Consider the following 24,883-nt stretch of genomic DNA (forward strand, 5'->3'; position numbering starts at 1 on the left):
GTTTGGCTTGTTGTCGGCATCCGCTTCGTGCGTGATGCTCGGAGCGCGAGCCGTCGGCATCCGCTCCTTCGACGACCTCGGGCGCGCTCGAATCCGGGCGCCCGGCCGATGTCGGACCCCCTCGCTAGCGTTGCATCATGGACGTCACGGCACCCGCAAACGACCGGCCGAGCTCGGTCGTCTCGCCGTGGGGCGTGCCGTGGCCGAGCGACGACGACCTGCTCGCCGACGCTCACTCCGCGTGGGCGATCGAACAGGGTCTGTTCGATCCTGATCCCTTTTCCGGTGCGGTCCGGACCACAGGATCGGGCGACCTCGACGGTCTCGACCGCGGATCGGACGCGGGGCGGGACGACCTCAGCCCCACCGAGCTCCTCGACGAACTGAAGCGCCAGGCCCGCCAACGCCACCGCGCTACGGCCGCGGAGTACCGTCTGATCGCCACGCTCTTGCGAGCGGCGCGGGAAGACCCCGTTCCATGGGTCGGCGCCGATCCGACGCTCGACCTCGAGTGGAGCGACCCCCGGCGACGCACGGTCGCCGCTGTGCGACGCGACCGGCGCGACATGGCAGAGCGTGCCGTCGTCGCCGAGATCGCGACGCGCCTCCGGTTGTCCGAGCAGACCGTTCGCACGCGAGCGGCCCACGCCGAAATGCTGAAGACCCGGTGCCCCGAGGTGTGGAGCGCCTTTTCAGACGGCCTGCTTTCCGAGCGACACGCGGTTGAGGCGGCCCGGTTGGCGACGTCGCTGCCCGCAGAACCCTGCGACGCGTCGTCGACCGGCGCTGATGTGCAGGTTCCGGATGCCGAGGGCCCGGGCGATCCGTTGCACCAAGGCGACCGTTTCTCCAGCGACGGTGCACCCCCTGGCGGAGATCCTGGTGACGGAGGTGCAGGTGACGGGCTCCTCGAAGGCGTCACGATGCTCCCCGACGAGACCGCGGACGCGGCCGACGGCACCACGTCGACCCCGCCCGAGCATCACGAATCGTGGCGCGCGTTCGACGAGGGCGCTCTCGATCGTGCGCTCCGGCTTCCGCCCGCGCGCTTCACGGCTGCGGCTCGAGCGCTTCGAGAGCGGGTGCACAGCGAGTCGATCGAGGCACGTCATCGCCGGGCGGCTCGCGATCGCGGGGTGTGGGTGAGCCCCGAGCTCGACGGTATGGCGACCTTGACCGCTCTTCTTCCCGCGGATCGTGCCTACGACGCTCTGACGCGTGTCGACCGTATCGCGCGTCACCTTCGCGTCGCGCCCGACGAAGAGCGCACTCTCGCGCAGCTGCGCGCGGACGCTGTCGCGGATCTGCTCACGGCCGGTGCCCCGACCACGGCGGGTGCCCCGTCTGCCGGTGGTTCTCTGTCCGCCGGTGGTTCTGCGCCTGCCGCGGACGCTCCCACGGTCTCCCGCATCTCGACACCCAGCGCAGTTCGCTCCGCGTCCGTCCACGGCTCACCGACGACGACGTTCCCACCCATCGCGCGCCCGGATCGTCGGCCCGGCGTCGTCGTGACCGTTCCCGCGCTCACGCTGCTCGGCGCGGGCGCCGAGCCCGCGACGCTCGACGGCTACGGCCCGATCGACCTCGACACCCCTCGTCGCCTCGCCGGCGAGGCGAGCTCGTGGGTACGCGTTCTCACCCACCCGCTCACGGGTGCACCGGTCGCGCTCGACCGATCGACGTATCGCGTTCCCACCGCGTTGCGGAGATGGTTGGGCGTCACCTCGCCGACGTGTGTGTTCCCCGGGTGCGGTCGGCCCGCTCGCGACTGCGACCTCGATCACCTGACCGCGTGGAGCGAGGGCGGCGCGACCGACGACGAGAATCTCGCCCCCGAGTGCCGACATCACCATCGTCTGCGGCACGAGTCGCGGTGGGCCCCGTCCCGCGACCCCGACACGGGCGAGATGCGGTGGACGTCTCCGCTGGGTGCCGAGGTCGCCGAAGACCCGCCGCCCTTCTGATGGTCCGATGCGTGCAAGTGGGCCGACGGCATCCCGTAGGACGAGGGCTGGTTCTGAGGTCCTTCGCCTTGCCACCCGGCGGCGAGAGAACAGTAATTCGGACCTTAAATCGCCACGTTTGCTCGCCTCGTCGACTCCTCAGCGCGCTGACGTTCCACGCGGCGGTATCACGCCGACGCGTGCCCGGTTGCCGGTCGACATAGAGAACGCCGTCATTCCTCGCTTGTTGATGCGGGAGCGAGCGAGTCAGGCCTCGCCGTCACGCACATGACTGCAGCCATCGGGTGCCTTCCGTCGCCCGAGGGTGGAGCCTCCAGAAAGACGAAGCCAAACCCGTTCGCTCAGGCTCTCCCAAATGCTTGTTACGAACGTGACGGGCCGTTGGTCAGGGCCTCAATGGCGTAGTCCCAGGGGATTCTCTCTTGCTCGAGTCGGACGTTGCCGGCGCTGCTGAGAATGCGTAGTGTCGAGCTCTCGTCGGGGGTAAGGAGCGAGAGAACCGAGACGTTCGGTTCGGCATCGGAACCCCACATGTCCTGGTGAGCCAGCAGGGTGTCGGTGTCCATCAGTATCGACGTCGCTGTCACCCCGTGCGCACGTAGCCGATGCAAAATGGCGAACCCGTGCGAATCGAGGTCACCCCAGTACGTCACCGTGCGAGCCCACGGTAGGTGGGCGACGGGCTCGACACGGTGGCCCCCGCCGTGAAGGACGACCGCGCCGGCGACGGGCGGCATCGCCAGCACCGTCGCCAGGTTCTCGAACACGAAGATCCGTTCGGGCCGGAGATCGAGCTTGGCGAGATCACTGACCGGAGCCGAGACATCGGTGAGTCCGCCGACGGCGAGCGTGGGGTCGAGAACTCTCATGCGCACGAGTGGCTCCGGCTCGTGCAGACCGAGTCCGCTCTCCCCGGTTCCGGAGCGGTGGAGCGCTTCGAGAAGCGATCGGCGCCTCTCGATCCATTTCGTATGAATGCCTCGGATCGGCAGTTCCCGTACGCGTCGTCCGGACACGGGATGCAGGCGCAGCCACGTCACGACATCCGTCAACCGCGCGAAGTCTGCGTCGTCCAGCGAATCGATGTCGCGTGCGTGTGACCTGAGTGTCGAGGCGGACGCGGATCCGACGAGATCACGCAGTACTCCGAGACGCCCGGACAGTCGTGTCCAGTCGCTCTTCCTCCCAGCGAACATCGCGATCGCGCTCGGTCCTTCGACCCGAAGCCGATCAGGAACCGACTGTGAGCCCACGCGCGACCATACGCGCGTGCTCCACGACACGGTGACCGTCGACGACCTCTCGCATTGCCGCCAGTCGTCTACCCAGAGCCGCGCTGAATCGAGATCGGCGAGCGCGGCCCGCTCGGTCGGCGGATGCAACGGCATGTCGAGAACGACGTCGGCGCGCCCGGTCGCTGCCCAGTCGCGCGCGTCACGGTCGTACAGTCGGCGAGCTCGATCGCGGGCACCGGATACCGACACGGGAGAGGTCATGGCCGGTCACCCTCTTTGGCGATGGCCGTCCCGCCCTGGGGGGCCTCGTTGAAGACGACATTCGCCAGGCGTGTGCTGTTGCGTTCCGGATTCGAGACGGCGGTGATCGCCCCGACGTATGGTTCGAGCGTCTGCAGAAGCTTCTGCGGAGTCGCGAGAATCATATGGAAGCCGAACGCGCGGAAAACATTCATCGCATTGCGGGTGTACCGGCTGTCGGCTTTGTCGAAGGCCTCATCGAGAACGATCGAGCCGAATCGCGGAACATCGGACTCGTCGTCCGTGAGCTGATACCGAAGGGCCGCAGCGAGGCAGAAGATGACGAGCTTCTGCCTCTGCCCGCCGGAGAGCCCCTCCGCAGAGTCGTACACACGAACGACGCGACCAGTCGGATCTTTCTCGCGGGCGAGGAAGGAGACGTGCAACCGGGTGTCCAGCACCCGGGCACGCCAGTCGAGGTCCACGCGGTCCTTGGAACCGAGGCGACCGATCACACGCTGCAGAACGGCGAATCGCTCCTCGGCTCCCGTGGTCGACTCGTCGGCCCAGTTGCCCTCGACGACGCGGCGAAGATCGGCGAGGAACTCCTCGACCTCGGGTGTGCGACTCGTTCGCACGTCGATCTCGAGAAAACGGTCGGTTCCCTCGAAGGGAGAGCGTCCGAGGGAGGCATTGACGGGGAGGGTCCGCTCCCGCACGAGTCCCGGCGCATCGCGGAGATCAGCGAGAAGGTGAGCGACGACATCACGGGTTCTCTCGCGGAGCAGACGCCGGAACTCGCCTTCCTTCTCGGGCAGTCCGCGGGCGAGAATCCCTTCCAGAAGTTCCCGGTAGCCGTACCGATCACCGATCTCGGTCGTGAGCTCCGCGGCCGCTGCAGCCCACTTCGCGTGAAACTGGGCCGCCCGCCCGGCGAAGGATGCCGCCGCATCGCTCTCGCGTCGCGTCGCGGCGTCCTTCTCTCGAGCGAGTGCGGTCTGCACAGCGCGGGCGACCTCATCAATCGTGTCCAGCGTGAGCGATCGCCGCGCCGCTCGAAACCGCTCGTCGAGAACGCCGGTTGACTTCTCGTCTACGGGTGGAGGAGACGAGCGTTCGAGATCGGCGAGCTGGCCCTCCAGCCGATCGAGCGCATCGCGCGCGCTGCCCTCGGCGCGGAGCAGCCTTTCGAACTCGGCCGTCGCCGTCTCGAGTCGCGCCGCTTCTCGATCTCGCGTCTCCTGCGCCGCGCTCAGCGAGGACGAGGCCGCCGTCAGGGCGTCGAGCTCCGCCCGGCGAGCAGCCGCGAGCGCGGCAGCTCCCGCGACATCGATGTGTTCCCACGCGTGGCCGCTCACTCGGCGGAAGACCTCGCGTCGAGCGAGAGCGGCCTCACGCGCGGCGTCGGCGCGAGCGTCTGCGGCTGTCGCCGTCTTCATCGCCTCTGTCGCGTCGCGGCGCTGGCTCAGCAGCGCATCGAGCCGTGCCTCGGTGTCTCCGCCGAGCACCCAGCGCGCGGGATCGTCGACGGAGGAGCGATCGTCTTTCTCATACCGACGAGACGAGCGTTTGAGTAGACCGACGATGGTCACACCGAGCTGCACGCCGTCGAGATCGTCGGGGTGGTCGACGCACGCGTAGTCGAAGTCGGTGACGATGCGGCGGAGCACGAAGGTGCGAAACGCGGTGTCAGCGACGACGACTCGGTGGACGAGCGACCTCGGTTCCCGCGGACGGCGGGGTTCCTCGACGGACGGCGGTACGGCTTCGATGACGAGACGCACGCCGAGGTACCTCGTGTTCACCGCTCGTCGCACCTCGGCCAGCCGTTCGTCGCCGACGAGCATCGTGGTCGCAACTGGCGCCAGGGCGCGTTCGATGGCGCCGCGCCAGGCCGCGTGCTCGGGCGCCACTGACACGAGCTCAGCCACGAACGGCAGACTCGACTCGGGCACCCCGAGCGTGTGCGCGAGATATCTGCGCGCGCCGAGAAGCCGGGGGTCGATATTGCTGCGATTCTCGCGGAGTGCGGCGAGCTGGTCGTCGATCCGGGCGAGCGCTTTACGTGCCTCGCTGGCGGCATCCCGAACCTCGTGCGCGACCGCGGGGATGTTGTGATCGGCTTCGCTCGCGGCGACCGAGATCAGTTCGGCGAACTGCCCCGCGTCTTCGGGAACCGGAGCGCCGATCTGCGCGAGGTCGCTTTCGAGGAGCGAACGTTGACGCTCCACGGTTCGTTCGTGGTGAATCGCAGCGTCAAGGCGCATCTGAAGCACCTCGACCCGAGTCCCCCCTTCCTCGCGCACACGTGCGTCAGCGGAAGCCAGGGCATCGGCCGCGAGGTCGCGCTCCCTCTTGGCGTCCCCGAGGGATGCAACGACACGCGCCAGACCCGCGCGCGCGGGTCCCAGAGCCTCGCGAGCAAGCCGGAGCTTGAGCGCGGAGGTGTGCGGTTCGACGGCGTCGAGCAGACCCACCGCGCGGGCGACCTCCGCCGATGCGGAGTCGTACGCGGTGATGGTCTCGTCAATGCGGCGCAGTGCATCCGCCTGTCGGCGAAGATCGACGACGTGCGCGTGCGCTCGATCAAGTTCGACGAACTGTTCGACCGCATTGTCGGCGCGAGCGAATGTCTCTGGCGCATCCAACATGAATCCGCGGAAGAGGGCATCCAGCGTGCCGAGGTTCTTGGCTGACTGGGTCTTGTGGAGAAGGTGCAACGTGGCGTCGCTGCGAAAGCCGAACTGCCGCACGATGCGATCGTGGAAGCGCCCATGCCGCCCACCCGTCGTGATGAGCGCTTCGGGGAACGCTTTCGCCATGCGTCGTGCATCGATTCCTGCTTCGACGTGCGGCTTCAGCGCCATGAGGTCGACATCGTCACGTATGAAGAGTCGAGCGTCTTTGAGAGCCCCCGCTTCAATTCTCGCACCCGGCGCGTGGAACACACGTGCGAGGGTGACAGGGTCGCTGGCGGGGTTCTCGTATCGGAGCAGGATGCCGCTCCAGGTGGCGCGCGGCCGGAGGTAGGTGGTGGTGGCGCGATCCGCGCTGTCGTGTGCTTCCTTCGTCCACGCTCCGCGAACGTAGCTCATGAGACTGCGGTCGCTCAGACGAGAGTTCCCGTCTTGGGCGGCAGCGTTCAGCCGGAGCCATTTGTCGGGGGTGAGCACGGTGGCAATGGCATCCAGCAACGACGACTTTCCCGATCCTGACGCGCCGGTGAAGAGATGTCCTCGGCGCGCGACGTCGATCGTGACGAATCCGCGAAGGGTGCCCCAGTTGACGAGTTCGACGCGTGACAAGCGCCATTGATCGGTCGGTTCCGTATCTTCGGCTATCTCGTCGGGGAAGGTCATCGTCGTCACTCGTCTGTCTCCTCAGCCTCATCGACAGCGTCGCCGGACTCGATGTCGTCCCGGTCGGGTTGGCTGATGGTTGAGCCGTCTTCGTCCGCGATCCGTTGGTACTCTGCCGTGATGGCGCGAACCTGATCGGCATCGACGATCAGTCGGAGCACCGGTGAGATCTCGGCTCGGTCGGTGCCGACCGGATGCAGCACGCGCAGCTTGTTCTGCATCTTGTGCCACGACGAGTTGAGTCGGCTGAGGAAGTCTTTCTCGTCCCGGTCGGGTGTGCGATACACCGTCAACTGTTCGAAGATCTCGCTCTGCCCGACGATGACTCGTCCTCGGCCCTCTTCGCTCAGCAGCGTTTGTCGGAGTATCAGCAGCATCGCCGTGTCGAGAAAGGTGAGCCGCTCCGACCGGACGGCCTTCGGAGCGTCTTCGGCGGGTGCGTTGCGCACGAAGGCGAACTCGTTGTCGCGGTCGATGACGAGTTCGAGGAACAGTTCGGCAACGCGAGAACGCAACACGCTCTCATCGCTGAGAAGGACGGACCAGAGCTGCGGTTCTCGGGCGCCGGAGAGGTACGGGCCGCGGATCAGCCGAAGGAGCACCCGCCGGGTGCGCTCGGGCAACTCACCGGGGTCGCCTGGCCACACCTCCACGGACGGCGCCGTCTCGGCGGCGTCTTCGATGTCCGTTGTGCTCATACGAGCCTCCCTGTGAATCGATGCGTCGCGACGACGGCTGTGCGGTCCACTCCGTCGAGGCCGCGCCACGTGAGCGCCTCATAGGTCTTGTCGACGGTTCCCTGCTCGGCGGCGAGAGAAAGGAGGCCGACCACGCTCCCGACGCCTTGCGAGGCGGGAAAGCGCGCGAGAACCTGGGCGACGGTGCAGGAATCGCTCTCTGCCAGCACGTCGTTGACGTGACGTGTCAGCTCGTCGAAGTCGATCTCGGTCTCGCGGGCGAGCGCGCGCAACTCCTCGAGGTCGGCGATCTCGGCCGAGTGGTGCTCGATGACGTCGATGGCAGTGAACTCGGCCGGATCGTGAAGATCGACGGTCGCGGCGCTCGACAGCGTGACGGCCGACAGATCGAGGTGCAAGCGCGTGTGATGCCACGGCTTGATCCCAGCGGACGCGGCGACGCCGGCGTGCATCGCCTCTCGAAGCATCCCTCGCAGCACGCGGTCGCGCTGGTAGTCCTGTGACTGGACGTATCGTCTGAGCGCACGAGCGAACAGCGTGATGACGTCGTGGATCTCGGCGCTACGCGCTTTCAGCGTCGTGAGGAAAGTGCGAAGGGTGTGCCGCTCGTCGCGGGTGAGCTGTTGCGCGAAGTCGCGCTCCAGGACGCGGCGGATGTCGGATTCGAACGCGGCGCTCAACGCGGGGTCGAGCACGAGACGCGAGAAGGCGGCGAAACTGCGCCCGGCGTCGGAGTCGGCAATGTGGTCGATGCCGAGAAAGACCTCGTCGATCACGGCCGCCTGTGAACCGTCGGATTCGACGACCCGTGCCCGAAGAGATGTGTTGAGCGTCTCGAACTCAGTGCGCACACGGGCGAAGTCGTCGGGCACGTCGGCCGCCTGCGCCAACAGGTCGCGGGTGCGCTCGAGCGCACGGTCGGTATCGAGGGTGCTGTCGTCGCCGGAGCGCAGGGCGGCGATGCGCCGGTCGATCGCGTCCTTCTCATCTTCGAGCAGCGAAATACGTGCAGCCGCGTCGGGATCGGTGTCGATGGCAAGACGGCGAACTTGCGCGGCGATGCTCGCCAGCCGTGACTCCGTTGCGGCGGATCGGGGAGCAGCGCGTCCCTGAAGGAAGCGCACCGCCGCAATGGCATCGGGTGACAGCTCGAGGGTCTCGCCGCGCGCATCGACTGCGGGGCGACGAAGGAGGAAACCGGCGGCTCGCCACTGCGCGCAATACCCCTGTCCGCTGAGCGGCAGGCTCAGGCCGTGCATACGCAGCTGTTCGAGATCGTCGTCGAGCCGCTCGTAGAGCTCTTCGGCGTCGACCCGGCGCGTCTGTCCTCCGAGATGGGTGCCGAGCAGGCCGGCGATCACGGGCGCGAGGTCGGCGCGGATGAGTTGCCACGCCACGTCGCGCTTCATCAATGGCGCGAGCTCGAGGGTTGAGACGACGGCGGACATGAGGACATTCTTCATCAGACCGCCGACATGGCTCTTCCCACGAGGTTGCCCTCGAGAGCGACTGGCTACCCTTTCCCTATGAGCTTCGAGCGCGACACCCAGCGCGCGGCACATCCTTCCGGCCATTCCCGCCCCGCCCGCACCGGGGCCATCGGACCCGACCAGCTCCCGGGCCGCACCCGGCTGCTCATCACCCTCCTCGTGGTCTTCATCGGCATCCCGGCCGCACTGTTCGCGTGGATCGGCGGCGTCTTCCTCGTCGACGCGTGGGGGTTCGAGATGTCGTCGACCCAGGTGCTGGCGTGGATCCTCGCCGCGATCACCGGCGTCATCGTGTGGCCCCTTGCCCTTCGACGGCTCCGGCGCGAGCTGTGGAGCCGTCAGGGCGGGGGTGCTTCCCCCGCGCCGACGGCTGGGGAGGCGGTCGTCCGTTCCGTGATCGTCGTCGTCGGCGCCATCGGCATCATCGCCCTGAGCGGCCCCCTCGATATCGTGAGCGCCGTCGCATCGGCCGGAGCGAGCGTCGCAATCGGTCCGCGCGAGAACGGGCTTCTTCTCCAGCTCATCGCGACGGTCGTGATCCTCGCGCTTGCGGCCCCCGCGTTCATCGTCACCCAGCGAGCGCTTCGGAGTTTGCCCGCGGACGACCCGCGCCGTCTCGAAATGCAGGAACGCCAGAACTGGCACTTCGCGGCCGCGACGGCGTGGGTGGTCTCGCTGCTCGTGGGGTATCTGCTCTCGCTGGCGACGCTCATGACGATGTGAGCACGCCGGCAGACCCGCGTTCTCGGCCGCGACCGCAGGCCCGGCCCGAGCGTCACGCGTCCGCCGCCACCCCCACCTTCGCCTTCGCCCACGACCGCCCCCGCGTGTCCTTGAGGATGTCGTACTCGACGTCGACATGCGGCTCGATCGCGCTGTACTTGTCGTTCGGCGCGCCGATGACGAGCTGGAAACCGAGTCCCCGCCAGGCTCCGATCGCGCGCTTGGTGAAGTGCGCGTCGGCTTTGATGAGCGCCTCGTCGAGGAACACCGGGGCATACCGCGGGCGCTCGGCCCCGGCATCCCCGAGCTGGTACCGCAGGGCCGCGCCGACGATGAACGCGATGAGCTCCTGCGACTCCCCACCGGACTTCTCGCCGATGTGGTCGTACAGGGCGACGTGCTCGCCGGTATCGGCGCGGAAGCGTTCGGCGCTCACGCGCACGTGGTTCCGCACGTCGACGAGGTCGGCGAAATCGGGAGCCGTGGGCCGGATGCGGTTGATCAGTCGCGCCATCCGCCCGTACACGGCCTCACGCTCCTCGTCCGATGACGCGGCGTCGATCGCGGCCCGCACGTCGCGCAGCTCGCGACGGAACCGGCGACGGACTTCCGACTGGTTCTCGCGCGGCACGATCTGCAGCCGGTGCTCGTCGTCGTAGAACGGCAGGTCCTGCATGATGTCGTTGATCGGGGCGATGCGTTCGCGGATCTCGCGCAGGGCGCGCGTCAGCGCCGAATCGAGGTTCGTCAGGTCGTTGCCCGACAGGCGCAGCAGCGAGTCGCGCCACTCCGCTTCGAGCTCGTGCAGACCGCTCGCCTCGAGGTCGGCGAGGATCCGCTCGAAATCACCGAGCGACTCGTCGGGATCGGCGAGCAGGTTCGGACTCGGCCACCGGTCGGTGAACGCGGTGAGAGTGCGCCGGAGGCTCTCGCGCTGATCGCCCCAGGTCTCTTGGGCCGCACGCTGCTCCTCGAGCAAGCGCTTCGAGGCGGACTCCAGCGCGGCGTCGAAGCGCGCGAGCAGTTGCGACGGCGAGGCATCGTTCGACGGCGCCACGAAGAGCCCGTCGAGATACGCGGCTTCGTCCGTTGACAGCTCCATCTCGGCGTCCTCGGCGCGTTCGAGTCGCTCCTTCGCGCTGTCCACGTCGTCCGTGACCTCCGCCCACCGTGCCGCGAGCGCCTGCTGCTCGGTCTTTGCTCCGCCGATCTCCTCCCGCAGTCGCGCGACGCGGGCCTTCGCGCCCGAGATCTGCTCCTGCAGCTCGGCGATGCGCGGGTTTCCGGCGGTGATCTCGACGATCGTCTCGTTCCAGCGCTCCAGGTCGCGCTCGACGGATGCCACGTCCACCTGGTCCCACGACAGGTCCGCGATCTTCTCGAGAGCGCTCCGCCGCTCGTCGAACGCATCGAGCGCGGCGGCGGCCTCGTCGACCGCGGCTTTCGCGGCCGTGAGCTCGCGGCGGACGGTGACGATCTGCTCGCCCAGCTCGGTGAGGCGCACGCGGCTCGAGAACCCGAGGATGCTGTGGCGGGAAGACCCACCGTGAGCCCCGCGAGCGCCCTGGCTCGTCTGCCCCGAGATCGTCAACGCCATGCGATGCCCGGTGAGCTCGGAGGCGCTGTCCACGCACACGAACGCGAACTGCTGTTCGAGCCGGTCCTGCAGCCAGCCCGTGAAGGGGGAGCGGCGGTACTCCAGGCGCCCGGGGAGCGTCGCGGGGTCGAGCCCGGTGCGCTCCGGCATCCCGGTCGACACGCCCTCGAACCGCAGACGCTCCGAGAGGCGCACGCCGTCGATCGCGGAGCGGAAGGATGCCAGGTGCGCGGCATCCACGAGCAGCGTCGTCGCGAAACCGCCGAGGGCCAGCGTGAACGCCCCGCGCCACGGCTCGAACTCGGTGCGGACGTCGACGAGCTCGGCGACGAAGGGCAGTTCGGCCGCGGTGAGACCCGCCGCCTCCGCCAGTGCTTCGCGCGCCTCGTGCAGTCGCGGGGGGATGTTGTCGTCGCGGGTCTGCGTGCGCCGGTGCTCGGCCTCGAGCGCCGCGAGCTTCTGGCGAGCGTCCGTGTGCGCGCTGCTGGCGGCGACGAATGCCTCGCGCACAGCGCTCTTGGCATCCGCGTCTCCGAGGGTGCGGCGCGCTTCGTCGACGAGGGCGGTGAACTGCTTCTCGGTCGTGACCTCGACCGACAGCACGGCGAGCGCTGCCTCGAAACGTTCGCGATCGCGCTGCATCCCGGCGAGGCGTCGCTCGAGTCCCCGGAGCTCGCGCTGCGCGACGTCCAGTCGGTCGCCGCCTGCGGCACGGAGCACGTCGCCGAGTCCCTCGCGCTCGGCCTCGGCCGCGTCGGCCAGCGCCTGCCGCTCGCGGACGAGGGCGTCGGTCGCGTGCGTGCGCTCGCGCAGTTCGTCTTCGACCGCGCCGAGCAGGTCGACCCGACGCTGCGCCCGCCACAGCGACGCGCGCGACTCGGGGTCGCTGAACCTCCCGAGCGCCTCGATGAGCCGCAACCGCTCCGCCGCCTCGTCGATGCGTGTCTTCATCCCGCGGATCGGCTGCAGCGCGCGCACCTGCTGGCGTGCCTCGAGCATGCGGGTGCGCGTCGACTCGAGTCCGTCGAAGTGCGACACGACCGCCTCGGCGACCGCGAGGGTCTCGGGCTCTTCGAGCACCATGCGCTTGTACAGGTCGTCGACGGTGGTGATCTGCTGCCCCGCCTGAATACGCGCGAGCAGGCTCATCGCCTTCGTCCCCGCGCCGGCCGCGCCGATCCCGAGCACGGCGTGCAACCGCGCCGAGAACTCGCGGTCGGTCGCGAGGGTGTCGAGTCCCGTCGCCCGCACGGCGGCATCCGACAGGTGGCTCTGCGCCGCTCGCTCGAGCTGACGCAGGTCGAAAGCGCCGTGCACGGTCGCGCGCACCTTCACGGCGTCGTCGAGCGTCCGCGCCGCCGCCGGGATGTACCACGCGCGCACCGCCGTGAACCGGGCGCCGTCGTGGTCGGCCCACGTCATCGCGATCGCGGTCCACGTGTCGACGCCGTCACCGCGCAGCACCCGCACCTTCGTGCCCTCGTCGGTGCGCGACTCGTCGAGCTTGCCCCGCCCGTACGACAGGATGTTGCGCTGCTCCTGCCCGCGCGGACGCCCCACGACCGCCCCGTTCGAGGCGCCGTTGAACGGTGTCGTGTGCGGCATCATCAGCGCGACGTACGCGTCCATGAGCGTCGACTTGCCCGAGCCCGACCCGCCGCACAGCAGCGTCGCGGTCGGCGCGAACCGCACGCGGTGCATGCCGTCATAGCCGCCCCAGTTGATCAGCTGCAGGTCTTCGGCGACCCACTGCTGACCGCGGGACGCGGCGGGGATGAGTCCGAAGAGGGTCTCGAGCATGGTCACAGTGAGTCTCCTTCGGAAGCCCCGGATGCCACGACCTCGCGCTCGCGCACCGCCGGTGCCTCGGCATCCTGAGTTTGCTCGTCGAGCCAGCGCTGAAGCTCCCGCAAGACCTCTGCGCTCAGCACCACCTCAATAAGAGATCCGATGCGGTAGCGCCCTTCGGACTCCTCCTCGATGATCCCCTCGCGGTCCAGGCGCGCGATCGCCGTGCGCACCGCGCGCTGCTGGCTCGCGCGGGTGCCGTCGGTCTCGCTGAAGTACGTGAGCACGGTCTGCTCGACCTCTTCGACATCGACCCGGGCGGATGCCGTGCCCGCGGTCGTCTCGCGCTGGAACACCGTCCGCAGGTAGACGAGCACGAGCGTCTCGGCGCGCGAGTAGGCCTCGTCCTTCAGCAGGATCGGCACGTCGACCTCGTCGCTGCGCACCTGCTCCTTGTAGGCGACCCCTCGCGCGTGGTCGACGACGAGCCGCACGAACAGGTCGTTCAGCCGCGACTCGATCATCTGCTGGTGCTCGAGCAGCAGCTTCCACTCGGCGGGCGAGCTCTCGGCGAGCAGGAACCGGCGCTGCAGGATCCGCACGAGCACGCGCCGCACGTCGGCGTCGAGTGTGCCCCGGTCGCCGGCGAAGAGCGCGTCGGGGTCGTTCTCCATCGCCACGGGGGCGATGAAGGCGGGAGTGGATGCCTCGAACTCGCCGTCGCCGCCTCGGTCGGTCGCAGCCGCCGTCGGTGCGTTCGAGGTGCTCACGTCACTCATCGGCATCCTGTTCTCTCCTGTTTCCTGCCCGGACCGCCCCGAACGCGAAACGCCGGGTCGTTCCGTCGGGGCGCACGGCCTCGACGATCGAGACGTCGTCGGTCTCGGTCAGACCACGGCGGTGCACGATCTCGAGCAGACCCACGAGGTCGACGGGGCGCCGGGTCTCGGCATCCGCGCCCTCGAAGGCGTCGGCGAGGTCGAAGCCGTCGCCCAGGCGCGCGACGTACTCCTCGAGCTCGGCGTAGTGCGGCCCGCCCCACGCACGCGTGTCGGCGTCGACGAACTCGACATCGGGGGTCTCGGATGCCAGGGGCTCGGGCGCCCCGGGAGGCCGGACGTCGCTGATCGACTGGCGCAGATGCCCGACGTCGGCGAGCGGGAGGGTCCGGACCGGCTCGACGCGGCCGGGGGAGCGGGTCTGGCTCCAGCGGTGCAGCCCCGCCATCACGCCGCGCAGCAGGTCGTCGACCTGGCGGTCGCGGATCGGGTCGTGGGTGCGCACCTGGGCGGTGATGACGTGCGAGGCGCGCCGTTGCGCCGTGAGCACCTCCTGCACACCCGCTTCGACGCGGCGGGCGATGGCATCCAGTTCTCCGCGCTGGTCCGGGGTCATGAGCCGCGAGAAGGGCTGCGCGAGCACGGCGTGGAGCTGGTCGATCAGGTCGTCGATGTTCTCGGGGTCGCCGATCAGGCGGAGCGCGCCCTGGAACGCGCGGCCTTCGGGGGTCGCCTGCATCACCTGCCGCCCGCGTTCGAGGTACTCGCGCAGCACCTCCCCGGTGGGGCGCACGTCGCGGCGCAGCTCCGCGACGACGTCGCGCTGCATCGCGGCGATCGACTCGGCGACGCGCGAGAAGTCCGCGGGGAGCTCGCGCGCGAGATGGATGACGTTCTCGGCCTCTTCGAGCAGATGGTCGTCGTCGAGCGGTTCGACGATGCCCTCGTCGAGGGCCGCGATCTCGGCATCCAGGGCCGCCCGCTCTTCGAGCAGGGCTTCGCGGCGGCGAGCGGGATCGCTCTCGGCGTCGCGAGCCAGCCGCTCGACCGCGTCGAGAAGGGTACGCACACGGGAGCGCGACACCCGCGCCCGACCCCCACCGGCCCGGCCGGCGATCTCGAGCGCGCCGACCGCGTGCGCCGAGAGGCGGTAGACCTCGACGTCGTCCTCGATCTGCAGCCCCAGCCACCCCACGCGCACCCACCCGCGACAGATGTCGCGCGCCGACCCGGCAGGGATCCGGCGGTCGTCGTCGGTGTCGTATCCCGCGGCGCGCAACTCGTCGATCGCCTCGGCGACCTCGACGTGCGCGTCGGCGACGGCGACGGCCGGACGGTCGGGGGTGAAGACGACCGACAGGACGGCGACGACGAAGGGCGCGAAACGCCCGTGCAGGAGGTCGAGCGTCGGGTTCTTGAACGCCGTCACCGAGCGCAGGTACGCGGCTTCGGTGCGGGTGGTGGTCACTGAGGGGAGTCTACCGGCGCGGAGACTCGCGACCGATCCCGCCGGCGGGAGCTCACGTCGCCCCGCCCCCGCAGGAATACAGCGCGACACTCCCCGGCTTGCTCGACCCGTGCGCGGTGTCTCCCGCCTTGCCCGGGTCGCCCAGCTGCCACGCCTTGACCTCGTGGCATCCGGGCTCCGTCGCCACCTCGCGGACCGGATCCCTCTTCGACGCCCCCGACGACACGGCGAACAGGTGGACGTGACCCGACCGCTCCATCGACTGGAGAGCGGATGCCGTGAACACGGGCACGCGACCGGAGTATCCGCCGTCGGTCAGAACGCTGGCACCCGTGGCGTCGATGATCTGCGCCGACACGGACCAGCTGTCGCTCACGAGGAGCGGCGCGCCGTCGGCGCCGCCGCCGTCCGCGCGCGCGGCGGCAGCGAGCTGCGCCACCCCCGACGAGATCTGCGGGGTGCCGCCCCAGAACGCCGGCGGTGAGATCGCGAACGGCTCCGTGGCGTGCGCGGAGCGCGGGGCGATCCCGACGTACGCGTCGCCGCCGCTCCCGTCGCGGTTCGCATCGAGCACCTGCAGGCTCGCCGCGACCGGGGCGCAGAGCAGAGCCAGGGCGAGGACGGCGGGAAGCGCGCGCGCGAGCGCCGGACGGGTGCGACGCGGCCACGCGCCGATCATGCCCAGCACCACGCCGGCGACGAGGACGACGCCCGCGCCCGTCGCGAAGGCCTCGGGGAGCTGCGCCTCGCGGGCCAGCACGCTCCACCAGGCGCCCTGTGCGACGAGGAGCGCGGGAAGCACCAGTCGATCCCGGCGCCGCGGCGAGCGGAGCAGGCGGCCGCCCTCGCTCCACGCCATCGCGGTCAGCAGCACGAGCGGCACGCCGAGGGCCGCGACGTAGGCGGTGTGCGGCACCTTCGTGGCCGACAGGACCACCGCCGAGGTGGTCAGCCACAGACCCGCGACGACGGCCAGCGCGAAGCGCGCTCGATCCCCGGGGCGCGCGCGCCGCGGCCAGAATCGCCAGAGAGCGAGAGCCAGACCGACCAGGGCCGCGGGATACAGCCAGCCGATCTGCGTCACCAGCGGCATCTCGAGCAGCTTCGTGGGAGACGATCCCCCGTTGGCGGCGCCCGCGTGCGCGCTGACCGCGCGACCGAGCGCGCTGAGACCCTCGCCGAGCCCGCCTCCGGTCGGGCCGCCGACCGAGCCCGGCACGGCACCCGGAACGAAGCGGTCGAGGCCGTTGTATCCGAAGACCATCGCGAAGACGTCGTTGTCGGTCGAGCCGTCGATGTAGGGGCGCGCTGCGGCCGGGGTGAGGGCGATCGCGGCGATCCACGCGATCGAGGCCACCACGCTCGCGCCGACCAGCGCCGCGGCGCGGGCCAGTCCCCGCCGAATCGCGGGCGTCGCGATGACGGTCCCCACCACGAGGGCGGGAAGGACGAACCAGGCCGACATCATCTTGGCCTGGAACCCCACCCCGATGAAGACCGCCGCCATCACGAGCGGCCACCACCGCGCGGTGAGCATCGCGCGCTGCCACCACACCAGGGCCACCGCGAGCGCCATCGTGAGCAGGCCGTCCTCCATCGGGTGGCCGAACATCGACACGAAGATCGGCGTCGACGCGGCCGCGAGAGCGGCGACGAGTCCCGCTCCCGTCCCTCCCCCGCGCAGGCCCACCACCGCGCAGGCCATCACGGTGACCAGACCCTCGATCACCTGGGGGAGCGCGACGGCCGAGGTCGACATGCCGAAGAGGTGGATCGCGATGGCCTGGGGCACGGCGAAGCCCGCGAGCTTGTCGAGCGTGACCGTCCCTGCCGGGTCGAAAGCGCCGAACAGCAGGGCGCGCCACGACTCCGACATCGATCGGGCCGCGGCCTCGTAGAAGGCGAAGTCGCCGCCGCGGGCGAGGTTCCAGGTCATCAACAGGGCACTGCCGGCGAGGATCGCGGCCAGCACGCCCTTCGCCCAGAGGGGTTCGCGCCACCAGCGCGCGAGCGGGAGGGGTTCGGTCACGCCCCACAGCATCGCCCCGCGTATCCGTGTCGGCATAGCAGCGGGCTATGAGCTCGCCGTGATGTGCGGGTGGAGATGTCCAGGTCCGCGTGATCCCGCTCAGCGGGCAGCGCTCGGAATTTCGACGGGGATCATCGACAGGGTCCGCAGCCGCGCCAGCTCGGCGAGCGGTTCGTCGTGGTCGTCGACGCGGAGGTCGAGGACGGTGTCCTCGGGCGATGCGATCAGGAGCGCGCAGCTCTGCCGGCCGCGCGCGTCGCCACCGGCGGCCTCCCCGGCCCGGAGCACCTCGATCAGTCGGTCCGCGAAGTCGCCTTCACCGCGGACCCAGGCATCGTTCATCGCCTCGAGCACCTCGGGCCCGGTCAGCAGATTGCCGACGAACACGGCATCCGTCGCCGTCGCCTGCCCCGCCCAGGCCGTGATCGACTCACCCGAGCGAGCCGCCCCGGGCGCGTCCCACGCGAGAGCCGCGACCTGCCGGAGGGCGTGCCCGTCATCCCAGGAGGGGACGGATGCCACGGCTTCGGCGGCCGTGCTCCCCTCGCGCATCGCGGTCAGCAGGCGTCCCCGCAGGGCGCGGTTGGTCCACGCCTGGCTGGCCGCGACGCCGACGGCGGGATCCACGGCGATCACCGACGCCCCCACGGCGAGGGAGCGACTGGCCGTCGCGGCACCGATCAGGCCGCGACGGGTGTCACGGGCGAGGACGGTGAAGGTCATGGGCGCTCCCGGGGGTCGACGAAGGGCGGGCGGTCGGGTCGGAGCGGCTTTGTGACGATCGTGTTTCGAGGCCGCCCCGGGCTTGTGCCCGCCCCCATGCTTGCACATACTGATCGAAACATCATCTAAATGATGACCCGCCCACCCGATTGGCAATCACATGACATCGCGCACCACTCTCGGCATCGCCGGCGCGCTCGCCGCGGTCCTCGCCCTCGCCGGTTGTTCCGCGGGCCAGAGCGTCGACCTCGGCGACTCCGGTTCCGCATCCGGTCAGACCCTCGTCGCCGCGATCGGTGGCGAGCCCGACCAGCTCGACCCCCAGAAGACGACGTCGTACTTCGCGTTCGAGGTGCTCGAGAACGTCTACGACACGCTCGTCCAGCCCGACGCCAACCTCGAGATGCAGCCCGCGCTCGCCGAGAGCTGGGAGACCAGCGACGACCAGCTCACCTGGACGTTCACCCTGCGTGACGGCGTGAAGTTCCAGGACGGCTCGGACCTCACCAGCGAAGACGTCGTGTACTCGTACCGCCGCATCATCGACGAGAAGCTCGCCAACGCGTGGAAGTTCTCGACCGTCAGCGACGTCAGCGCCCCCGACGACAAGACGGTCGTGATCACCGTCTCGCAGCCCACCCCGAACCTGCTGTCGAACCTCGGCGGCTTCAAGGGAATGGCGATCGTCGAGAAGAGCAACGTCGAATCCGGCGACATCACCACCAAGCCCGTCGGAACCGGACCGTTCTCGGTCAGCGACTACGTCGCCGGCGACCACATCACCCTGAAGGCCAACCCCGACTACTGGGGCGGCGCGCCGAAGCTCGGGGGAGTGGAGTACCGCTTCATCTCCGAGCCCGCCACGGCCCTGGCATCCCTGAAGGCCGGTGACATCGACTGGACCGACGTCGTGCCCCCACAGCAGGTCGAGCAGCTCTCGAGCGACAGCTCGGTCACCCTCGGCCAGACGCCGTCGAGCGACTACTGGTACCTCGCGCTCAACGAGGCCAAGGCCCCGTGGAACGACGTCCGGGTGCGCCAGGCGATCGCCTACGCCATCGATCGGGATGCCATCGTCCAGGCCGTCAGCTATGGCACCGCCGAGAAGAACCAGCTCGCCATCCCGAAGCAGAGCTTCTGGTACACCGAGTACGACCAGTACTCCACCGACATCGACAAGGCGAAGGCGCTGATGGCGGAGGCCGGCTTCACCGGTGGCACCCTCGACCTGCTCGCCACCAGCGACTACCCCGAGACGGTCACGGCCGCGCAGATCATTGCCGCGAACCTCGAGCCGCTCGGCATCCAGGTCTCGATCCGCCAGCCCGACTTCTCGACCTGGCTCGACGAGCAGAACTCCGGCAACTTCGACATGCTCATGATGGGCTGGCTCGGCAACATCGACCCCGACGACTTCTACTACTCGCAGCACCACACCGACGGTGCCAGCAACGCCCAGAAGTTCTCGGACCCCGAGGTCGACAAGCTGCTCGACGCGGGCCGCGTCGAGACCGACAAGGACAAGCGCAAGGACCTCTACGCGCAGGCCGCGACGATCATCGCCGACAAGGCCAGCTACATCTACCTCTACAACCCCTCGGTGACGCAGCTGTGGTCGCCGAAGGTGTCGGGGTACGAGACCCGCGCCGACCGGGCGATCCGCTTCGCCGGCACGAGCATCGACAAGTGATGCGCGCCGCGGGGGTGCCGGATGCCGGTGCCCCCGCGGTCACGCCCCAGACCGCCGTCGCCGCCCGGCGCCGAGCAAGGAGGTTTTCATGAGGGTCGCCCCCGCCCAGCTGGTGCGCTTCCTCGGCGCACGTCTGCTCTCGTCGGCCATCGTGCTGCTCGGCGTCCTCATCGTCGTTTTCGCGCTCGTGCACCTCGTTCCCGGCGACCCCGTGCGTCTCGCCCTCGGCACCCGCTACACGCCCGAGGCGTACGAGGCGCTGCGCGCCGCCTCGGGGTTGGATCGTTCGCTCCCCGAGCAGTTCTTCTCCTATCTCGCGCACGCCGTCACGGGCGACCTCGGTGTGAGCTTCCGCAACGGGCAGCCCGTGACGACGACGCTCCTGCAGCGCCTCCCGGCGACGATTTCCCTCGCGCTCGTCGGACTCGTCGTCGCCCTGATCATCTCGATCCCCGCCGGCATCTCCTCCGCGCTGCGCGAGGGACGCGTGAGCGACGTCATCGTGCGCCTCAGCAGCCAGTTCGGCGTCTCGATCCCCGACTTCTGGCTCGGGATGCTGCTCATCTCGCTGTTCTCCGTCACGCTGGGCCTGCTCCCCGCCAGCGGCTACGTCGCTTTCGCGGACGACCCGGCCGGGTGGCTCCGGCAGGTGACCCTGCCGGGCGTCACCGTCGGCCTCGTCGCGGGCGCCATCATGACGCGCTACATCCGCGCGGCCGTGATCGACGTCGCCTCCTCGGGCTACATCCGCACCGCGGTCTCGAAGGGACTCCCGCGTCGGGTCGTCGTCTCGCGCCACATCGTGCGGGGCGCGCTCGTGCCGGTCCTCACCATCGCCGGCATCCAGCTCGCGACGATCCTCGGCGGCGTCATCGTGGTCGAGGTCGTCTTCGCGTGGCCCGGCCTCGGCCGGCTCGTGTACGACGCCGTCGCCGCGCGCGACTACCCGCTCATCCAGGGCGCGGTGCTCCTCGTGGCCGTCATGTTCATCGTCGTCAACCTGATCGTGGACGTGCTCTACGCCGTCGTCGACCCGAGGATCCGAGCCGCATGAGTGTCACCGAACCCCCCGTCGCCCCCGCCGTCGGGCGCCCGCGCGTCCGCTCGTGGCGCCTTCTGGCATCCAATCCGCTCACCGTGGCCGCCGCGGTCGTGCTGACCGTCGTGGTCGCGGCGTCCGTGCTCGCCCCGTGGATCGCGCCGTACGGCGTCAACCAGATCGACGTGGCGAACGCGCTGACCCCGCCGAGCGCCGCCCACTGGTTCGGCACCGACGAACTCGGCCGCGACGTCTTCTCGCGCGTGCTGCTCGCAGGGTCCACCTCGCTCACGATCGCGGCGATCGCGGTGGTCATCGCTCTCGTGCTCGGTCTCGCGCTCGGGGTCGTGGCAGGCTACGCCGGCGGCTGGGTCGACGCGACCCTCATGCGCGTGGTCGACGTGATGTTCGCCTTCCCGGTGCTGCTCCTCGCCCTCGCGATCATCGCGATCTTCGAGCCGGGCATGCTCACGACGACCATCGCGATCGGTGTCGTCTACACGCCGATCTTCGCCCGCGTCGCCCGCGCGAGCACGCTGTCGTTGCGGACCTCGCCGTTCGTCCAGGTGTCGCGCACGATGGGCACCCCGGCTCCCGTCATCCTCCTCCGCCACGTGCTGCCGAACATCGGCGGGCCGATCGTGGTGCAGACCTCGCTCTCCCTGGCGTTCGCGATCCTGTCCGAGGCCGCCCTGTCGTTCCTCGGGCTCGGCATCCAGCCGCCGGCGCCGTCGTGGGGAGGGATGCTGTTCACCGCGCAGGGCTTCCTCTCGCAGGCGTGGTGGATGAGCGTGTTCCCGGGTGCGGCGATCTTCGTGACGGCCCTGGCCTTCAACCTGCTCGGCGACGGGCTGCGCGACGGCCTCGACCCGCGCCAGCGCACGATCATCGAGGCGCGCCACGGGGAGCGGCGGCGCAGGAAACTCGCTCTCGCCGACCCGGCCCCGACCACTCAGGAGATCCCGCGATGACCGTTCTGAATGTGCGTGATCTGCGGGTCGCGATCGGCGAGAACCCCATCGTCCGGGGACTCGACTTCTCCGTCGAGCGCGAGCAGACGCTCGGCATCGTGGGGGAGTCCGGCTCGGGCAAGTCCATGACCGTCCTCGCCGCGACCGGTCTCATCGACGCCCCGGGGCGCCGCGTGTCCGGCTCGAGCATTCTGCGGACGAGTCCGGATGCCGCCGGCGTCGAGCTCGTCGGAGCGACCGACCGCACGCTCCGGTCGGTGCACGGCGACGCCGTCGGCTTCGTCTTCCAAGACCCCTCGACGTCGTTGAACCCTTTCCTCACCGCGGGGCGGCAGATCGCGGAGTCCCTCGAGGCGCATCGCGGACTCACCCGCCGGGCCGCGCACACCCGGGCGATCTCGCTGCTCGAGGCCGTCGGCATCCCGGATCCGGCGTCGCGGGTGGAGGCGTATCCCCACCAGTTCTCGGGCGGGCAGCGCCAGCGCGTCATGATCGCGATCGCGCTCGCGTGCGACCCCGCCCTGCTGGTCGCCGACGAGCCCACGACGGCTCTCGACGTGACCACGCAGGCGCAGATCATCGACCTCGTGCAGCAGTTGCAGCGCGATCGCGGCACCGCGGTCGTGTGGATCAGCCACGACCTCGGGGTGATCGGGCAGGTCGCCGACGACGTGATCGTGCTGCGCCACGGCGAGGCCGTCGAGCAGCGCCCCCTCGCCGACGTGTACGCCGATCCGCAGCACGCCTACACGCGAGAGCTGCTCGCGGCCCGCCCCCGCGTGGTCGCCGGTGCGGGACCCGCGCCCGAGCCCTCGGCGCGGCCGCTCCTCGCCGTCGAGAATCTCGACGTGCGCTTCGCGGTGCAGACCCCCGCGGGCCGCCGCACGGTTCACGCGGTCGACGACGTCTCGTTCACCGTGCGCCGCGGGACGACCCTCGCGCTCGTGGGCGAGTCGGGCTCGGGCAAGTCGACGATCGCGAACGCGCTCACCGGACTCGTCGCCCCCCACGCGGGGACGGCGACCCTGGCGGATGCCACCGGCGAGGGCGTGCGCGACGCGCTGCGCGCCCCGCGTCGCGAGCGTCGGCGCATCGCGATGGTCTTCCAGGACCCCTTCGCCTCGATCGATCCGCGTCGCACGATCGCCGACGCGATCGCGGAACCCCTGCGCGTGCATCGCCTCGGCGGAGGGACGGCCGCGTCGCGCTCCGCGCGCGTGCGAGAGCTGCTCGAGCTCGTCGACCTCGATCCCGCCTTCGCGGCGCGCTTCCCGCACGAGCTGTCCGGCGGGCAGCGTCAGCGCGTGTCCATCGCGCGCGCTCTCGCGCTCGAGCCCGAGCTGGTCATCCTCGACGAGGCGACGGCATCCCTCGATGTGTCGGTGCAGGCGCGCGTGCTCGCGCTCCTGCGGCGTCTGCAGGTCGAGCAGGGGCTGACGTATCTCTTCATCGCGCACGACCTCGCGATCGTGCAGCAGATGAGTCACGACGTCGTGGTGCTGCGCGGCGGCCGGGTCGTCGAAGCGGCGCCCGCGCCCGAGCTGTTCGCGCACCCCCGCGAGGAGTACACGCGCGCGCTCCTCGCCGCGGTGCCGCCGGACGGCCCGAGGGCGCACGCGTGACGCGCGGGAGACCCGAGGGTACGGCGCCGATCAGCCCTGATCTCGATACGCTGACACGGTCATGACCAGAGCCACGGATGCCGATGAGCAGCGCACCGTCGAGACCCTCGGGGCCGCGGTGCGCGATGCCCGCAAGCGCCTCGGCCTGAGCGTTCAGGCTCTGTCCGAGAAGGCCGGCGTGAGCTTCGGCCTGGTCAGCCAGCTCGAGCGCGGACTCGGCAACCCCTCGCTGCAGTCGCTTCAACGGCTCGCCGGAGCTCTCGGCATCCCGGTCGCCCAGCTTCTCGACGAACCGGCCGTGCCGCTGGCCGTTGTCACCCGCGCGAAGCGGCACGTCATGCCGGTCGCCGTCGACGCCCCCGCCTCGCAGCGCGCCGTCCGCGAGCTCCTGACGCCCCGCGGCGAGTCGATGCTGCAGCTGATCCGCTCGACGCTGCCCGTCGGGTTCTCGAACGAGGCGAGTCCGTTCCGCCACATCGGCACCGAGACGGTCACGGTCGAGTCCGGCGTGCTCGTGGTCTGCCAGGCCGATCGCCGGGTCGAACTCCACGCGGGCGACACGGTCACCTACGGCTGCTCCGAGCCGCACTGGTGGGCGAACGGCCACGACGCCGAGACCGTGGTGCTGGGCGCGGTCACCCCGTTCGAGCGGTGAGCGCGGGCGCCGGCTCTCGCGTGCGAATCTCCTGAGATATCGTGCGCGCTGCCCTCTCCAGGGGCTCCGGCGCCCTGCTCAGGCACAGAACTCAGGAGTTCGGCCCGCAGGTAGGAGCCCGGAACGCGAAGCGATCGTCCGGCGACAGCACGTGCTCGTCGTCACAGCGGTACCCCCGCAGCCACGGCACGCCGTCGATGACGCGCAGGTAGAAGCCCTTGGGGTAGTCGTGGTCGGTGCGCAGCACGGGGGAGGCGACGTTCACGGAACCCGTCGGTGCGCGGCCGGTGCTCAGGATGCTGTCGGGAGCGCTCGCCTGATCGAGCGTGGCCAGGCGCAGGTACGGCGCGGTGACCGGCGGGCAGAGCCCGAGACCGTGCCGGGCGGCGGCGTCGAAGACGCGAGGCAGGGTCGCGCCGTCGAGAAATCCGAGGTCGGCCACGGATCTCTCGACCACCGCCACGGTCTCGCGCGCGGCGTCGTCGAAGACGGCATCCGCGAGGAGGGTTTCCGCAAAGGGATTGCGATGGATGCCGTGGGCGTCGAGTCGCTCGATCAGGTCGCCGCGGCTCAGCCCGCCGACGTCGATGGTCCACGAGGTGCGGTCGGAGCCGTCGATCACGCGCATCGATGCAGACTACCCGCGGGCGCAGGCAGACCCCGCGAGCGCGGGTCCCTCGCTCCGGTCCCGCGCTCCGGAGTCGTCTCTCGTGTCGACCGTGCTGCGGCGCGCACCGCGCCTCGGGCGGGCGGGATGTCCGGAGCGCGGAACAGCGTCGGCCGCGACACCCGGTGTGAGGGATGCCGCGGCCG

17 protein-coding genes are annotated in these 24,883 nt (G+C 70.0%); 7 read left to right on the top strand and 10 right to left on the bottom strand.

Annotation, left to right across the window (positions count from 1 at the left end):
* Positions 1-137 precede the first annotated feature (137 nt).
* Positions 138-1,964, top strand: a complete 1,827-nt coding sequence (locus P2P98_RS12300) for an HNH endonuclease signature motif containing protein (protein ID WP_275800143.1) — start codon at positions 138-140, stop codon at positions 1,962-1,964.
* Positions 1,965-2,326: 362 nt separating this feature from the next.
* Here the strand turns inward: P2P98_RS12300 and P2P98_RS12305 are convergent, their stop codons facing one another.
* The 4 genes from P2P98_RS12305 to P2P98_RS12320 are packed head-to-tail and all read right to left on the bottom strand — an operon-like array spanning position 2,327 to position 8,944.
* Positions 2,327-3,460: a Wadjet anti-phage system protein JetD domain-containing protein gene (locus tag P2P98_RS12305; RefSeq protein ID WP_275800145.1), complete on the bottom strand. Its 1,134-nt coding sequence runs from the start codon at positions 3,458-3,460 to the stop codon at positions 2,327-2,329.
* Complete coding sequence (locus tag P2P98_RS12310; RefSeq protein WP_275800169.1) at positions 3,457-6,798, bottom strand: SbcC/MukB-like Walker B domain-containing protein; 3,342 nt, start codon at positions 6,796-6,798, stop codon at positions 3,457-3,459. Before P2P98_RS12310 ends, P2P98_RS12305 begins: the two co-directional genes overlap by 4 nt.
* A 5-nt stretch (positions 6,799-6,803) precedes the next feature.
* Positions 6,804-7,496 carry a DUF4194 domain-containing protein gene (locus P2P98_RS12315; protein WP_275800147.1) on the bottom strand — a complete coding sequence of 231 codons (693 nt, stop codon included), beginning with the start codon at positions 7,494-7,496 and terminating at the stop codon, positions 6,804-6,806.
* On the bottom strand, positions 7,493-8,944 hold the full coding sequence (locus P2P98_RS12320; protein ID WP_275800149.1) for a DUF3375 domain-containing protein: 1,452 nt from the start codon (positions 8,942-8,944) through the stop codon (positions 7,493-7,495). The genes P2P98_RS12315 and P2P98_RS12320 overlap by 4 nt, the downstream gene beginning before the upstream one ends.
* Positions 8,945-9,022: 78 nt before the next feature.
* Between P2P98_RS12320 and P2P98_RS12325 the strand changes: the two genes are divergently transcribed.
* Positions 9,023-9,709 (top strand): hypothetical protein, encoded by a 687-nt coding sequence (locus tag P2P98_RS12325; RefSeq protein WP_275800150.1) that lies wholly within the window; start codon positions 9,023-9,025, stop codon positions 9,707-9,709.
* A gap of 52 nt (positions 9,710-9,761) precedes the next feature.
* On the opposite strand, the gene P2P98_RS12330 is transcribed toward P2P98_RS12325, so the two are convergent.
* The 5 genes from P2P98_RS12330 to P2P98_RS12350 form a co-directional block, all read right to left on the bottom strand.
* Positions 9,762-13,112, bottom strand: a complete 3,351-nt coding sequence (locus tag P2P98_RS12330) for an SbcC/MukB-like Walker B domain-containing protein (protein ID WP_275800152.1) — start codon at positions 13,110-13,112, stop codon at positions 9,762-9,764.
* On the bottom strand, positions 13,109-13,768 hold the full coding sequence (locus P2P98_RS12335; protein WP_275800171.1) for a DUF4194 domain-containing protein: 660 nt from the start codon (positions 13,766-13,768) through the stop codon (positions 13,109-13,111). Before P2P98_RS12335 ends, P2P98_RS12330 begins: the two co-directional genes overlap by 4 nt.
* A 97-nt stretch (positions 13,769-13,865) precedes the next feature.
* Entirely contained in the window at positions 13,866-15,341 is a 1,476-nt protein-coding gene (locus tag P2P98_RS12340) for a DUF3375 domain-containing protein (protein ID WP_275800153.1), read from the bottom strand.
* 52 nt (positions 15,342-15,393) lie between these two features.
* Entirely contained in the window at positions 15,394-17,370 is a 1,977-nt protein-coding gene (locus P2P98_RS12345) for a glycosyltransferase family 39 protein (protein ID WP_275800154.1), read from the bottom strand.
* 99 nt (positions 17,371-17,469) lie between these two features.
* A complete protein-coding gene (locus P2P98_RS12350; RefSeq protein ID WP_275800156.1) occupies positions 17,470-18,093 on the bottom strand; it encodes a DUF1028 domain-containing protein in 624 nt (207 codons plus the stop codon).
* A 160-nt stretch (positions 18,094-18,253) separates the two neighbouring features.
* Between P2P98_RS12350 and P2P98_RS12355 the strand changes: the two genes are divergently transcribed.
* The 5 genes from P2P98_RS12355 (at position 18,254) to P2P98_RS12375 (ending at position 24,070) form a co-directional block, all read left to right on the top strand.
* A complete protein-coding gene (locus P2P98_RS12355) occupies positions 18,254-19,783 on the top strand; it encodes an ABC transporter substrate-binding protein (RefSeq protein ID WP_275800158.1) in 1,530 nt (509 codons plus the stop codon).
* Positions 19,784-19,871: 88 nt separating this feature from the next.
* Positions 19,872-20,837, top strand: coding sequence for an ABC transporter permease (locus P2P98_RS12360; RefSeq protein WP_275800161.1), 966 nt, complete (start codon positions 19,872-19,874; stop codon positions 20,835-20,837).
* Positions 20,834-21,793 carry an ABC transporter permease gene (locus P2P98_RS12365; protein WP_275800162.1) on the top strand — a complete coding sequence of 320 codons (960 nt, stop codon included), beginning with the start codon at positions 20,834-20,836 and terminating at the stop codon, positions 21,791-21,793. Before P2P98_RS12360 ends, P2P98_RS12365 begins: the two co-directional genes overlap by 4 nt.
* Positions 21,790-23,415, top strand: a complete 1,626-nt coding sequence (locus P2P98_RS12370; RefSeq protein ID WP_275800163.1) for an ABC transporter ATP-binding protein — start codon at positions 21,790-21,792, stop codon at positions 23,413-23,415. Before P2P98_RS12365 ends, P2P98_RS12370 begins: the two co-directional genes overlap by 4 nt.
* A gap of 61 nt (positions 23,416-23,476) precedes the next feature.
* The gene (locus tag P2P98_RS12375; protein WP_275800165.1) at positions 23,477-24,070 is read left to right on the top strand and encodes an XRE family transcriptional regulator; all 594 of its coding nucleotides are present in this window, start codon (positions 23,477-23,479) and stop codon (positions 24,068-24,070) included.
* Positions 24,071-24,161: 91 nt separating this feature from the next.
* Here P2P98_RS12375 and P2P98_RS12380 read toward each other — a convergent pair whose 3' ends face one another.
* Entirely contained in the window at positions 24,162-24,698 is a 537-nt protein-coding gene (locus P2P98_RS12380; protein ID WP_275800167.1) for a hypothetical protein, read from the bottom strand.
* Positions 24,699-24,883: the final 185 nt, after the last annotated feature.

Origin of the sequence: Microbacterium sp. Kw_RZR3 (assembly GCF_029222405.1) — a bacterium.
Classification (GTDB): Bacteria; Actinomycetota; Actinomycetes; order Actinomycetales; family Microbacteriaceae; genus Microbacterium.